Origin of the sequence: Pseudomonas turukhanskensis, assembly GCF_027922365.1 — a bacterium.
Lineage (GTDB): Bacteria > Pseudomonadota > Gammaproteobacteria > Pseudomonadales > Pseudomonadaceae > Aquipseudomonas > Aquipseudomonas turukhanskensis.
On sequence record NZ_BSFN01000009.1, the window covers coordinates 115,851 to 129,555 of the forward strand.

Annotated in this window: 10 protein-coding genes; 3 read left to right on the forward strand and 7 right to left on the reverse strand. The window is 62.4% G+C overall.

What is annotated here, in order from left to right:
• Window positions 1-47 precede the first annotated feature (47 nt).
• Together PKE98_RS16255 and PKE98_RS16260 are read left to right on the forward strand one after the other, a co-directional pair.
• The gene (locus PKE98_RS16255; protein WP_271196358.1) at window positions 48-860 is read left to right on the forward strand and encodes a helix-turn-helix domain-containing protein; all 813 of its coding nucleotides are present in this window, start codon (window positions 48-50) and stop codon (window positions 858-860) included.
• Between the two features lie 71 nt (window positions 861-931).
• The gene (locus PKE98_RS16260) at window positions 932-2,407 is read left to right on the forward strand and encodes an aldehyde dehydrogenase family protein (RefSeq protein ID WP_271196359.1); all 1,476 of its coding nucleotides are present in this window, start codon (window positions 932-934) and stop codon (window positions 2,405-2,407) included.
• A 158-nt stretch (window positions 2,408-2,565) separates the two neighbouring features.
• Here PKE98_RS16260 and PKE98_RS16265 read toward each other — a convergent pair whose 3' ends face one another.
• Window positions 2,566-3,624, reverse strand: a complete 1,059-nt coding sequence (locus PKE98_RS16265) for an NAD(P)H-dependent flavin oxidoreductase (RefSeq protein WP_271196360.1) — start codon at window positions 3,622-3,624, stop codon at window positions 2,566-2,568.
• Between the two features lie 78 nt (window positions 3,625-3,702).
• On the opposite strand from PKE98_RS16265, the gene PKE98_RS16270 reads away from it, so the two are divergent.
• Window positions 3,703-4,560 carry a LysR family transcriptional regulator gene (locus tag PKE98_RS16270; protein ID WP_271196361.1) on the forward strand — a complete coding sequence of 286 codons (858 nt, stop codon included), beginning with the start codon at window positions 3,703-3,705 and terminating at the stop codon, window positions 4,558-4,560.
• A 129-nt stretch (window positions 4,561-4,689) separates the two neighbouring features.
• Here the strand turns inward: PKE98_RS16270 and PKE98_RS16275 are convergent, their stop codons facing one another.
• From PKE98_RS16275 to PKE98_RS16300, 6 genes are all read right to left on the reverse strand, one after another.
• Window positions 4,690-5,535 (reverse strand): alpha/beta hydrolase, encoded by an 846-nt coding sequence (locus tag PKE98_RS16275; RefSeq protein WP_271196362.1) that lies wholly within the window; start codon window positions 5,533-5,535, stop codon window positions 4,690-4,692.
• Window positions 5,532-7,892 carry a TonB-dependent siderophore receptor gene (locus PKE98_RS16280; RefSeq protein ID WP_271196363.1) on the reverse strand — a complete coding sequence of 787 codons (2,361 nt, stop codon included), beginning with the start codon at window positions 7,890-7,892 and terminating at the stop codon, window positions 5,532-5,534. The genes PKE98_RS16275 and PKE98_RS16280 overlap by 4 nt, the downstream gene beginning before the upstream one ends.
• Window positions 7,893-7,983: 91 nt before the next feature.
• Window positions 7,984-8,967, reverse strand: coding sequence for a FecR domain-containing protein (locus PKE98_RS16285; RefSeq protein WP_271196364.1), 984 nt, complete (start codon window positions 8,965-8,967; stop codon window positions 7,984-7,986).
• Window positions 8,967-9,473 carry a sigma-70 family RNA polymerase sigma factor gene (locus tag PKE98_RS16290; protein WP_271196365.1) on the reverse strand — a complete coding sequence of 169 codons (507 nt, stop codon included), beginning with the start codon at window positions 9,471-9,473 and terminating at the stop codon, window positions 8,967-8,969. Before PKE98_RS16290 ends, PKE98_RS16285 begins: the two co-directional genes overlap by 1 nt.
• A 131-nt stretch (window positions 9,474-9,604) precedes the next feature.
• Entirely contained in the window at window positions 9,605-11,761 is a 2,157-nt protein-coding gene (locus PKE98_RS16295; RefSeq protein WP_373877877.1) for an ATP-binding protein, read from the reverse strand.
• A gap of 110 nt (window positions 11,762-11,871) precedes the next feature.
• Window positions 11,872-13,695 (reverse strand): ATP-binding protein, encoded by a 1,824-nt coding sequence (locus PKE98_RS16300; RefSeq protein WP_309298759.1) that lies wholly within the window; start codon window positions 13,693-13,695, stop codon window positions 11,872-11,874.
• Between the last annotated feature and the right edge of the window lie 10 nt (window positions 13,696-13,705).

A 13,705-nucleotide genomic window follows, 5' to 3' on the forward strand; every position in this document is an offset into this window, starting at 1 on the left:
GAACCTGGCGCGCCGCGCCGCCCACCATCCGTGAGCTGGAGCTTGTTGTGAAAGTCCCTGATTTGCCCACCGCTGCCGTGTTCCACCCGGACCCCGCCGGGGCCGCCACCCACGCGGTAATCCTGGCCTACCACCAGGCCTGGAAAAGCCGCGATCTGGACGCCCTGATGGCCCTCTACGATCCGGCCATCGACTACCACGACAAGCTGCAAAACCGCCACATCACCTACCACCAACTGCGCGACTACCTGGCCGCCAGCATGCCGCTGGGCGCGGAGGAATTGCAGACCTACACCGAGCGCCTGCTGATCGATGGCGACACAGCTGTGCTGCAATACCAGGTGACCCTCAACGGCAGCGACGGCCTGGTGTCGCTCAGCACCATCGAGGCCTTGTCGGTGCGCCAAGGGCTGATTTTCAAGGTCAACGAATACGCCGTGCTGGTCAGCAATGCCACGGTAAAACCGGCCGAACGCGAGGGCAACGACGCCATCAGCCGCCTCGGCTTGTCAGCCCGCCAGGTAGGTGCGCTGGCCAATGACCTGAACGAGTATTTTCAACAGAGCAAACCCTACCTCAACCCGGCCCTGGACCTGCCGCAAGTGGCCGCCGCCACCGGCTATACGCGCAACCAGATTTCGTTTTTCCTCAACCAGGTGCGCGGGCAAAGCTTCTACGCCTTTCTCAATGACCTGCGCTTGAGCGAGGTGCTGGAACGCTTGCACGCCAGCGAAGCACCCAGCCGTATTGATGAGCTGGCGCAGGCAGCGGGGTTTAATTCGCTATCCACGTTTTACCGCTGCTTCAAGCAGCACACCGGTGTGACGCCTAAGCAATACGTATCGCAGCGGACCCGCTGAGAAACGGTCCTCTTCATCCGCCTGGTTGGGGGCGCTAGGCTCCGAGGCTTTGTTTAAGCGGAGAAGCGGCAATGCGTGAACACCTGTTTATCGATGGCCAGTGGTTGCCGGCCGCCAGCGGCAAGCGATTTGCCGTGTACAACCCTGCCACCGAAGCCGTGCTGCACCAGGTCGCCGCCGGTGATGCGCGGGATATCGACCTAGCCGTCGCCGCCGCCCGCCGTGCCTTCGACCAAGGCCCGTGGCCAACCCTGAGCGGCACCGAGCGTGCCGGCTACCTGCGCGCCATGGCCGATGCCCTGGAAGCGCGCCAGGACGAACTGATTCGCCTGGAAGTGCTCGACAACGGCAAGCCGCTTACCGAAGCGCAGTGGGACGTGGCCGACGCCATCGGCTGTTTCCGCTTCTACGCCGATATGGCCGAAACCTTGAAAAGCGATGGCACGCCGCTGGAATTGCCGGACGAGCGCTTTACCTGCCACACCGTACGCGAGCCCATTGGCGTGGCCGGTCTGGTCACGCCCTGGAACTACCCGCTGCTGATGGCTGCCTGGAAAGTGGCACCGGCCCTGGCCGCCGGCTGCACAGCGGTACTCAAACCTTCGGAAATCACCCCGCTTAGTGCCCTGGAGTTGGCTGCAGCCGCAGAAACGGCGGGCTTGCCCAAGGGCGTATTGAACGTGGTCACCGGCCTCGGCCCGGACTGCGGCGCGCCGCTTAGCGCACACCCAGGTGTCGACAAACTGGCCTTTACCGGCAGCGTGCCCACCGGCCGGCGCATCATGCAGGCCGCCGCGCAAGACCTGAAAAACATCAGCCTGGAGCTGGGCGGAAAGTCGGCCTTTATCGCCTTCGACGACAGCGACCTGAACGCCGCCGTGGAGTGGGTGCTGATGGGCATTTTCTTCAACCAAGGCCAGGTGTGCTCGGCTACCTCACGCCTGTTGGTGCAGGAAGGGTTGTACCCGCGCCTGATCGAGCGCCTTGTCGCACAAGCACAGAAGATCCGCATCGGCGATGGCCTGGCCGAAGGCACACTGCTGGGCCCGCTGGTCAGCGAAGGCCAATACCGCAAGGTGCTGGACGCCATCGCCCAGGCGCAAAGCGACGGCGCCACCCTGCTCTGCGGCGGCAAACGCCCCGCGCAGCTGGATAAAGGCTGGTTTCTAGAGCCGACGATTTTTACTGATGTACCGGCGGACAGCGCGCTGTGGTGCGAAGAAATCTTTGGCCCGGTGCTGGCCGTTCGCACGTTCAAAGACGAAGCCGACGCCATCGCTCAGGCCAACAACAGCCACTACGGGTTGGCCGCTGCGGTGATGTCGCAAGACACCGCCCGTTGCCAGCGTGTAGCCCGTGCGTTGCGGGTGGGGATTGTGTGGATCAACTGCTCGCAGCCCACCTTTGTGCAGGCGCCGTGGGGTGGCTACAAACAGAGCGGGATTGGCCGTGAGCTGGGGGAATGGGGGTTTAGCAACTACTTGGAGACCAAGCAGATTACCGAGTACGCAAGTGCCGAGAAGTGGGGGTGGTATTTGAGGGATTGATCGACCGCGCTAGATCAACGGCTTCGCGAGCAAGCTCGCTCCTACAGATGGAACGCGATGCCTTTTGTAGGAGCGAGCTTGCTCGCGAATGGCGACGATGAAAACGCCGTTTCTATGCGCCGTACGCTGTATTAAAAGCTTCGCGAGCAAGCTCGCTCCTACGCACCCCGTGCCACCCGCAATTCCTCCATCAACACCTCAATCAACTTCGCCGTCGGCAACTCACGCGCCAGCGGCGCGCCCTGTCCAGCCCATTGCACGGCAAAGTCCATGTCGCCCTTGGCACTCGCCGCGGCCGCCAGCGCTTTGGCGGCGTCATACGCAATGGGGTAGTCCGGCAGATTTCCAGCACCCAAGGCATCAAGCTCATCAAACAATCGATTCACCATTCCACGCGCCGGTCGCCCGGAAATGGCGGGGCTCACCCGGGTGTGATGCGCACGCTCGCCCAGTAGCGCCGCGCGAAAATGTGCATTGGCGGCCGACTCCGGCGTGAGGATAAACGCCGTACCCATCTGCACCGCGCTGGCACCCAACTGCAGCGCTGCGGCAATGCCGGCGCCATTCATGATGCCGCCCGCCGCAATCACCGGCAGCGAACTGGCATGCGCCACCAACGAGGTCACGGCGAAGGTGCCGAGCAAGCGATCTTGCGTGGTATCAAACACGCCACGATGCCCACCGGCTTCCACGCCCTGGGCCACCAACGCATCAACCCCGGCCTCCTCTGCCAACAGTGTTTCCTCCACCGAGGTCACACACGCCAACGTGACAATCCCGGCGGCTTTAAGCGCAGTAATCCACGCCTTGGGCGGCAAGCCAAAATGGAAACTGGCCACCGCCGGGCGTTCTTTTAGCAGCACATTCAGGGCGTCTTCATTGGCCAGGAAGCTGTCGTAGATCTCATTCAGTTGCGCCGGCGGTTGCGCACCAAACTCGGCAAATAGCGGCTGCAGTTGAGTGAGCCAGCCCGCCTCCCGCGCGGTATCGGCCACCGCCGGGCGATGGCAGAACAGGTTCACGCTAAAGGGCGCCGAGGTTAGCGCACGGGTGGCGCGAATCATCGCTTCGGCCTGCACTGGAGTGCTCGCGCCCAGGGCAAGGGAACCGAGCGCGCCGGCGTTGGAAACCGCTGCCACCAGTTCCGGCGTCGACACACCCACCATGGGTGCCTGAATAATCGGGTGCTGAATTTTCAACAAGCTGAGAACGGACATGTGCGGCAGGCTCCTGCTTTCATAAATCTTATTTACAGAATAGTATTTACTTTATGTTCTCTAAAAGAGATTTGCAAAGTGGATCATCAATCCCTGGAAATCTTCTGCGCCGTGGCGGCCGAGCTCAGCATTACCCGCGCCGCCAAACAACTGGGGCGGGTGCAGTCGAATGTCACCACGCGTATTCAGCAGCTCGAAGAGCAACTCGGCGTGGCGCTGTTTGCGCGTGAAGGCAAACGCTTGAGTTTGTCGGCCGAGGGCGAGCGTTTTCTCGATTATGCCAACCGCCTGCTGGCCCTGGCCGAAGAGGCGCGGCAGATGCTGCGCCCGCAAACGCCTCATGGCGTACTGCGCCTAGGCAGTATGGAAAGCACCGCCGCCAGCCGCCTGCCCGCGCCGTTGGCACAGTTCCACAACCGCTATCCCGACGTGCAGCTGCGCATTACCACCGGCCCGTCGCGGCCGCTGCTGGATGCGGTATGCAATGGCCTGCTGGACTGCGCGCTGGTCGCCCTGCCCGGTATTGACGACAGCCTGGGCGCCGAAGACCTCGAGGCACTCGGCCTGATGGGCGAACCGGTGTTCAAGGAAGAGCTGCTGTTACTGCTGCCTGTCTCCCACCCTCCCATCAAGCGTCCCCGTGACGTGGCGGTACGTTCGCTCGCCGCGTTTCGGCCAGGCTGCAGCTACCGCTCTATTGCTGAAGACTGGCTGGCTAACGCCGGCCTGAGCATTCAGGAAGTGGGCTCCTACCACGCCATGCTTGCCTGCGTGGCGGCTGGCAGTTGCGTCAGCCTGATGCCGCGCAGCGTGCTGGAACTGCTGCGCGACCCGCCCGCCATACACACCCACCCGGTCATGCCGGTAGACACCTGGCTCGTCTGGCGCCGTGGCTTTAACACCCCCACGTTTACCGCTCTGCGAGAGGCGTTGTGACCCGCCATCAGCAAAATTCTGGATTCCCGCCTGCGCGGGAATGACGGTGTTATGAACTAAACCTCTGCGTCATCCCAGCGCAGGCTGGGATCCAGAATGGTGAGGCCGACGTCGCACGCTTGGGCTCGCTCAATACCGCCGCGTACTCAACAACTCCCCCAGCACCTGGTTTGGAATCCGGAACGGGATGGACATATGGTCCTCCCCCGCCTCGATCTTGAAGTCGCTACGCAGGCCGTACTGGGAGAGGTTTTCCAGGCGAATCTGCAAGGAGCGGGCGTCCTGGATTTCCTGTGGCATATCACGTTCGGCCATCAGCAAGGTCAGGCTGCTGTGGGTGAGGTCGATTTTCCCAGCGTGCGCTTGCTGGGTGAACGTGCGCTCGGGCCCCAGCAGGAAACGGTCGCGCCACCACAAACTCGGGCTCACGGCGTAGATGTGCTGGAACAGGGTCGGCCGCGTATACAGCGCGTAAATGCCGAACATGCCACCGAACGACCAGCCCACCAGGCTGCGCTGGTCCTGGTCGACCTTGAAGCGTTCACTCACCTTGGGCATCAGGCGTTTTTCGATAAAGTCGAGAAATAGGTCCTGACCGCCTTGCGGTGGGTCGTTGCGCTCGGCCGGTTGCGGCGGCGAGAGGTCGAAGGCGCGGCGGTTGAAGTCGTACGGCGTGTCACTGGGATAGCCGATAGCAACCACAATCGAACCCTTGAACGCCTCCTGAGCGCGCTTGGCGGCGTGCAACGCCGGGAACAGCGCATTGCCATCGACCACGTACACCACCGGATAACCGCCGGTGTAGGGCACATCGCCCTCGGGCAGGCTGATCATGATGCGGTAGTCGCGCCCCTCGGCACTTTTCATCGACCACTGCTCGGTGCCGTCCAGGGTTACCGGTTCGGCCTGAGCGGTGCCGAGTGCCAGCAGGCCCAAGGCGATGGCGGCGCTACGCAGCCAGCTTACGGCGATCACCAGCTGTAGCTCAGGCTGGTGACGACACTGCGGGCTTCGCCTCGGTAGCAGTAGCCACTTTCGCATGTCACATAGCGGCGGTCGGTGAGGTTGCGGGCGTTGAAGGCCAGGCGTACGCCGTCCAGGTTCGCGCCGAAGTCGTAGTGCACACCGGCGTCGAACAAGGTGTAGTCCTCGTTCTTTTCAGTGTTGTTCCCGTCGGCGTAAGTGCTGCCGGTGTAGCGCGCGCCCGCTCCGAAACCCAAGCCCATGGGCAGGTTGTAGTCCAGCCACAGCGAAGCAAGATTACGCGGCACGTTGACCGGTTTTTTGCCCTTGAACTCGGTGTCTTTGGTGATCTCGGCGTCGGTGAAGCTGTAGCTGGCGGTCATGCTCAAGCGGTCGGTCAGATCGGACACGGCTTCCAGCTCGAGGCCTTTGTTGACCTGCTCGCCCTTCTGCACCTGGAAATTGATGTTCGCCGGGTCTTGGGTCAACACATTGGTTTGCGTGAGATGAAAGAGCGAGCCAGTCAGCATGGTATTGGTGCCCGGCGGTTGGTACTTGAGGCCGATTTCGTACTGTTTACCTTCAGTGGGCTTGAACGTACCGCCACCGGCCGGACCACCGCTCTGCGGAAGGAATGAAGTGGCATAGCTGGCGTAAGGTGCCACGCCGTTATCGAACAGGTAAAGCACACCGACCGAGCCGGTGGTTTTTTCATTATCGATTCGGGTCTCGGTGATTTGAGATCCCCACTCCATACCGTTGGAGCGCTGGTGCACCCAGTCGTGGCGCAGACCGGCGGACAGGCGCCAGCGGTCGATTTCGATCTGGTCTTGGGCGTACACGCCGCTGCGAAACTCCAAGCCGTCGCGGTCGACCAGCGCCGTAGTTGGGCGCGCCACATACTGGTGATGGTCCGGCGCATTCCGGTCAATCGACGGCGCATCGCCATAGGCGTAGAGCAGCGAGGTGTCGAGCCAGGCGTAGTCCACACCGGTAACCAGCGTGTGTTGCAGTTCGCCGGTGGAGAAGCGGCTCAGCAGGCGCGTGTCGGTGGATAGCGAAGTCATGTCTTCGTAGCTGCCGGAGGCCGTGCGGTCAAAGGTGTGACCGTCAGCGTTGGCAACAAAATCAAGGTATTGGTTGGTGGTATTCAGCTTCGAATACCGTACGTTCTGTTGCAGGCTGAAGGTCTCATTGAACGTGTGCTCGAACTCATACCCAAAGGTCGATTTACGCTGTTGCAGCTTGTCGAATTTCTCATCACCCGGCCAGAAATTGGTCAGGTGGCCGTTCTCGCTGTACAGCATCGGCGAGCCGGCGGTCTGGCGTTCTTCGTATTGCGCCAGCAGGGTCAGCTTGGTGTCGGGATCAATCTGCCAACTCAGCGACGGCGCCAGCAGGCGGGCGTTGTTGTCCATCTGCTCGATGGAGTATTCGGCGTCGCGGTACAGGCCCACGGCGCGGAACAGCACGTCGCCGTCGTCATCCAGTTTGCCGCCAATATCGAACTGGCCTTGTTTGTGGTCGTAGTTGCCGACTTGCACTTCTACTTCGTTTTTGGCCAGCAGGCTCGGGCGTTTGCTTACCCGGTTGACCATGCCACCGGGGCTGATCTGGCCGTAGAGAACCGATGCCGGGCCTTTGAGCACTTCAATACGTTCCAGGCTATAGGCCTCCACCGAGGGCAACGACAACCAGCCGCTGCCGGGCTGGCGCAAGCCATCGAGAAAGTCGGCGCTTTCGGTGGTGGTAAAACCACGGATGCTGATCATGTCGAAACGCGGGTCCAGGCCCGAAGCCCCCACGCGCACACCGGAGGTGTAGGCCACGGCGTCTTCCACGCGGTCCACCTTGCGGTCGGCAATCTGCTCGGCGGTGACCACGCTGATGGCTTGCGCGGTTTCCAGAATCGGCTTGTCGGTTTTGGTGGCGCTGCTGGCGTTGCTGGCGAAATAGCCGGGTACCGGTTCAAAGGCGTTCTGCTGGGCGGTGCCTTCGATGCTGACGGCGCCGAGTTTCAGCGCATCGGCGGCTTCGATTTTTTCCAGCGTCAGGGTGCCGTTATCGGTCACCCGCAGCGACAAGCCGCTGCCACTCAAGGCTTGCTGCGCTGCTGCTTCGGCACTGAACTCACCTTGCACCGCAGCGCTCATGCGGCCGTGCACCAACGCCGGGTCAGCGACGATGCTGCGGCCACTCTGCCGGGCGATCTGCCGCAAGGCCTGTTCCAGGGGCATGGCCGCGAGGTCGTAGCGCTGCAATGCTTCTTCGGCATGGGCGCTGATCGGGCTCAGGGTGGTCAAGCCGCCGGAAAATGCCAAGGCAACCGCCATGGCCAGGCGCGGGGCGCGAGGTGAATGAGAACGCATGGGAGGGTATTTCCTTGCAGGAGATAAGGAGGATTTCCTGCTATGTCGCGTGAGCGAGGAAAACCCCTCACGCGTTTTCAATTATTTTTCGTCAGGCCAGATCAATGAGCGTGACCGGGCCGTATTGCTTGACCGTAATCGGCAATACCTGGGCCAGGGATTGCAAGGTGCGGTCGCTGTCGTCCAGCGGAAAAACCCCGAACACGCGCAGGCCGGCCGCCGCTGGCGACACCCGCAGCAGGCCGTAGCGGTATGGGCGCAAGGCATCGACCACGGCACCGAGGGATTCATCGTCGACGTCCAGACGGCCTTCCAGCCAGGCGTCATCACGCGAGCGGCTGGCGGTGGCAGAGAACAGTTGGGTGTTACTGAACAACAAGGTCTGGCCGCTGTTGACCTGACCGTGCTGCCCGCTGCGGCTGAATACCTGCACGCTGTTTTCCTGCACGCTCACCAAGGTTTGCTCGGGCAATTGGCGCACCACGAAGCGCGATGCCAACGTGCTGATGCGCCCCTGGGCAGTAACCACTTCAAACGGCCGCTGGGTGTCGCTTACCGCCTGAATGCTCAACTCGCCTTGCAACAACGCCACCAGGCGCTTGTCGCGGCTGAACTGCACATTGGCGGTGCTGCGCGCATTCAGGGTCAGCAAGCTGCCATCGGCCAACTGCACCTGTTTGCGCTCGGCGGTGCCGCTGTAGACATCGGAGAACAGACCGTCGAGCGGCATGCGCCGTTGCAGCGTGATTACGGTAGGCAAACCGGCCAGCAGCGCCAACGTCACCCCGCCACGTAACAAGCGTCTGCGTTCCTGGGAAATACCCGAACTGCGCAGTACCTGGGTGGTGGCCTGCACGCTGCCGGGCAACTGGCGCTGGGCATCGGCCAATTGCGTAAAGGGTGTGCGCACGGCACCGGCCACGGTTTCCCAGGCGCGCCGATGATCGTTGTCGGCGGCCAGCCAGGTACTGAAGCGGTGCTGGTCGGTGGCGGTGGCGCGACCGGAATCGAGAAACACCAGCCACTCGATAGCGGCTTTGACGGCGGGCGTCAGGCTCGGGTGTTCGGCGGTCATCACAGGCTTGCCAGGTAGCACTGGGTGACCGCGCGCTTGATCCAGCGCTCGACGGTGGCCAGTGACACATTCAACTGTTCGGCAATCTGCGGGTGGGTCAGGCCTTCCAGGCGGTTAAGCAGAAAGGCGTGGCGCACGTTGTTGGGCAGGTCATTGAGCATGGCGTCGATGGTCGCCACGGCCTCGCGCAGCAACGCGAACTCTTCTTCCGAGGGCACTACTGCTTCGGGCATGCCGGCGATGGCGTCGAGGTAGGCGCGCTCCAGTTCACTGCGCCGCCAAAAGGAACAAAGCACGCGTTTGGCCACCACGCACAAGAAGGCGCGGGGCTCATCGATAAAAGCGGCTTGTTGCGACTTGAGGGTGCGCACGAAGGTGTCCTGCGCCAAGTCGGCTGCATCGGCATGTGACCCCAGACGACGCAGCAACCAACCCTGCAGCCAGCGGTGGTTTTCCGCGTAGAGGATATGGAAGGGGTCTTGAGAGGTGAGGCGCAGATCGGACATGCGGATGCACACAGCTAGTATTTAGCAATTATTCGCATTTTCATCAAATGGGCGGGTATTTGCAACCGGGGCAGATGATTGGAAGGAGCCTCGGTTGTGGATTATTGCAATGCCTCGATGCTGTTGCGGGCTTAGCTGGCCATCAACTCGGCCACCCTTGCCACCAGCGCGTCCATCGCAAATGGTTTGGTCAGCACTTGCATGCCTGGCTCCAGACGCCCGTGCCAGAACGCGGCGTCTTCGGCATAGCCTGTAATAAACAGGGTTTTGAGTTGCGGGCGAAGTGCCCGGCCGGCATCTGCCATCTGCCGACCGTTCATGCCGCCGGGTAGGCCCACATCGGTAATCAGCACATCGATATGCACGTCCGAGCGCAGAGCGTTCAGGCCAGAGATGCTGTCGACCGCTTCCAATAGGGTGTAACCCAATTCACCCAATACGTCGGTCAGCAGCAGGCGCACCGACGGCTCATCATCGACAATCAGAACGGTGCCGCCCGCTTCGGTAACGGTGGCCGGCGCAGTGCTGGTGTGGCTCTGTTCCTCGGCTGCTACGCCGTGGTAACGCGGCAGGTAAATACACACGGTACTGCCCTGCCCCACCTGCGATTGAATGCGCACTTGCCCACCGGACTGCTGGGCAAACCCGTAAATCATCGACAGGCCCAATCCAGTGCCTTGGCCCAGCGGCTTGGTGGTGAAAAACGGGTCGAAGGCCTTGGCGATGATGTCGGCGCTCATGCCAACGCCGTTGTCGGTAACCGATAGCGAGAGGTAGTCGCCCTCGGGTATTTGCAGCACCCGAGCGGCTTCGCTGTTCAAGTAGCGGTTGGCGGTTTCCAGGGTGATCTGGCCGCCATTGGGCATGGCGTCACGGGCGTTGATGCACAGGTTGAGCAGGGCGTTTTCCAGTTGGCTGGCATCGACCAGCACCGGCCACAAGCCTTCAGCGGCCACGGTCTGTAGCAGAATGCCGGGGCCGACGGTGCGCTGGATGAGCTCGCTCATATCGGCCATCAAGGCATTGACGTCGGTGGGCCTTGGGTCGAGGGTTTGTCGCCGGGAGAAAGCCAGCAGACGGTGAGTCAGCGCGGCCGCACGTTTGGCCGCGCCCTGGGCCGAGGCAATGTACTTTTCCAGGCCCTGTGTGCGCCCATGGGCGAGGCGTGTACCCATCAATTCCAACGCACCGGAAATTCCTGCCAACAGGTTGTTGAAGTCGTGGGCCAGGCCGCCGGTGAGCTGGCCGACCGCTTCCATTTTCTGCGACTGCCGCAGTTTTTCTTCGGCTTGCATCAGCTCGCTGGTGCGCGCGGCAACCCGTTGTTCCAGGGTATCGGTGAGTGCGCGCAAGGCGGTAATCGCGCGGTCGCGTTCAGCCTCGACGGCACGCCGCCCCTGCACGTCGATCAGTACGCCGGGAAAACTCAGCGGCGTGCCATCGGCGCCATGCTCCACGCGCCCGTTGGCTTCAATCCAGTAGTACTTGCCGTCCACCCGCCGCACCCGATACTGGTGGGCATACGCACCGCCACGGGCGACCACTTCATCGATGGCAGCGGTCAGGCCGTCACGGTCCTCGGGGTGCACGGTGGCGATGATCTGCTCCAGGCTCAGGCCACTGCGGCCCAGCGCCGGGTCCAGGCCAAAGGCGCGGGCGAAGGCTTCGTCGACGGTAAAGCAGTCGGTGGGCAAGTCCCAGTGCCAGGTGCCAATAATGGCCCCGGCCGCCAGGGCAAGCTGCACGCGCTCGCCGTTTTCCCGGGCAATGGCTTCGCTGACGCGCAGACGGGCTTCGGCGTTTTTGCGCTCGGTGACGTCACTGAACAGAATGGCGATTTGTCGCTCGGCCGGTTCACCGACGCGCACGGCGCGCACGTCGAACCAGCGCTCGAAACCCTTGGCATAACTTTCGAAGTTGGCCGGTTCCCCGGTTTTGGCCACATGGCCGTAGGTGTCGAACCAGAAGCGCTCCAGGTCCGGGGCGAAGCTGGAGACCCATTTGCCCTTCAGGTTGACCCCGGCCTGGCGCTCGAACGCGAGGTTGGCTTCGAGAAAGCGGTAGTCCACCGGGCGGTCGTCGGCGTCGTACTTCACTTCCACGATGGCAAAGGCGGCTTCGCTGGTTTCCAGCAGGGTGCGAAAGCGCTCTTCACTGCGGCGCAAGTCCGCTTGTGCGGTGCGCGTGGCGATGCTGGCGTCAGGCTCAGGCTCACCGCCGGCTTGCTCCAATGCGGCACGCAGGCGCAAGACTTCGGCCTCAAGTTCTTCTCGGGAAAGGTTGTTCAGGACCGCTTACTCGTGCATCGGAGCCAATTTTATAGGCGCATCCAGGCGCCCTGTTGTGCCGGCAATAAGAGCAGAAACCGCGGCGTTTTGCAGCAGGCCAAACACGGCGGTTAACCAGCGAGCAGCTCGCGCACGCGACCGGCCAGGGCGTCGACCGCAAAGGGCTTGGTCAGCACCTGCATGCCAGCCTGCAACTGCCCGCTGCCAAGCGCCGCATTTTCGGCATAACCGGTGACAAACAGGGTTTTCAGCTCAGGCCGCAGTGCCAGACCGGCGTCGGCCATCTGCCGGCCGTTCATGCCGCCGGGCAGGCCGACATCGGTAATCAGCAGATCGATATGCACGTCCGAACGCAGCAGCTTGAGCCCGGCCGCGCTGTCGGCGGCCTCGATCACCAGATAGCCCAATTCGCCCAGCACATCGGCCAGCAGCATGCGCACGGTGGGCTCATCGTCCACCAGCAAGATGGTTTCACCACGCTGCGCCAGCGCCGCGCCCGTTGCATCCTCGGCAGGTTCTTCGGCAGGCGCGTCGCCCTCGTGCCGGGGCAGATAGAGGCTTACCGTCGTGCCCAGGTTCTCGGTTGAGCGGATACGCACCTGACCGCCAGATTGCTGGGCAAACCCGTAGATCATCGACAGCCCCAACCCCGTGCCTTGCCCAATAGGCTTGGTGGTAAAGAACGGCTCAAACACGTGCGCCATGACCTCCGGCGGCATACCCGTGCCAGTGTCGCTGACGCTCAGTCGCAGGTATTGCCCGTGGGGAACATCGTGCGTGCGCGCCGCCTCGGCATCCAGCCAGCGGTTCTCGGTGGCCAAGGTAATGCGGCCGCCATCGGGCATGGCATCACGGGCGTTAAGGCACAGATTGAGCAGTGCATTTTCCAGTTGGCTGACATCAACAAATGCAGTCCACAGATCGTTGGCGCCGACGGTCTCAACCACGATGGCCGGGCCTACCGTGCGCTGGATCAGCTCAGTCATGCCATACATCAGGGTGTTGACGTTAGTGGGCCGCGGCTCCAGAGTCTGGCGCCGCGAGAACGCCAGCAAGCGGTGGGTCAGTGCTGCCGCGCGCTTGGCAGCGCCCTGGGCGGCGGTCATGTATTTGTCGATTTCGCTCAGGCGCCCTTGGGCAAAGCGTTTGTTCATCAACTCCAAGGCGCCGGAAATGCCGGCGAGCAAGTTGTTGAAGTCATGCGCCAAACCGCCCGTAAGCTGGCCGACTGCCTCCATTTTTTGCGACTGGCGCAGTTTTTCTTCAGCCTGCATGAGCTTCGCGGTGCGTTCGGCAACGCGTTGTTCCAGGGTTTCATTCAGCCGCCGCAGTTCGGCCTCGGCCTGGCGCAACGATTCTTCAGCCATGGTGCGTTCAAGCAGGTCGGCGGCCTGGCGGGCGAGAATGTCCAGCAAACGCAGGTCGCGCTCGGAGGGTTGATGCGGCCGGTTCCAATGGGTGGACATCATGCCCAGCAGGTTGCCGTTGCGAGAGCGCAGCGGGGTGGTTTGCGCCGAACGGATGCCGGCGCGGCGAAACGCTTGCAGATCTTCGGTGCCGGCAATATCGGCCCACAACTCAAAGTCGGGAATGATGGCGCGCTGCCCTCGCTTCAGCGCCTCGGTGCAGCTGCTGTAGGCGACCGGGGCTACCCACTGCCAGAAGCCCACATCCTCCTTGGTCAAACCACGGGAGCTAAGCAGTTGCAGCTCACCGGCATGGCCGCCACTGTGATCCGGCGGACATAACAACTGAATGGTGCCGAATTGCGAGCCGGTGATGGACACCGCGGCATCCACGATTTTTCCGTAGAGCGCCTCAAGGTCCTGCTCGCCGATCAGCTCCACGCTGATGCTGTGCAACAACTCGATATCAGAGCGGTCAAGATCGGCCGCACTGACGACCGGCGAAGGGGCGATGTATTGGGCGGTCATGACGGCTTCC

Coding starts and splice junctions, on each gene's coding strand:
- PKE98_RS16265 (WP_271196360.1), bottom strand. CDS start 3,624: ATGTCCGTTCTCAGCTTGTTGAAAATTCAGCACCCGATTATTCAGGCA.
- PKE98_RS16285 (WP_271196364.1), bottom strand. CDS start 8,967: ATGACCGCCGAACACCCGAGCCTGACGCCCGCCGTCAAAGCCGCTATC.
- PKE98_RS16290 (WP_271196365.1), bottom strand. CDS start 9,473: ATGTCCGATCTGCGCCTCACCTCTCAAGACCCCTTCCATATCCTCTAC.
- PKE98_RS16260 (WP_271196359.1), top strand. CDS start 932: ATGCGTGAACACCTGTTTATCGATGGCCAGTGGTTGCCGGCCGCCAGC.
- PKE98_RS16300 (WP_309298759.1), bottom strand. CDS start 13,695: ATGACCGCCCAATACATCGCCCCTTCGCCGGTCGTCAGTGCGGCCGAT.
- PKE98_RS16280 (WP_271196363.1), bottom strand. CDS start 7,892: ATGCGTTCTCATTCACCTCGCGCCCCGCGCCTGGCCATGGCGGTTGCC.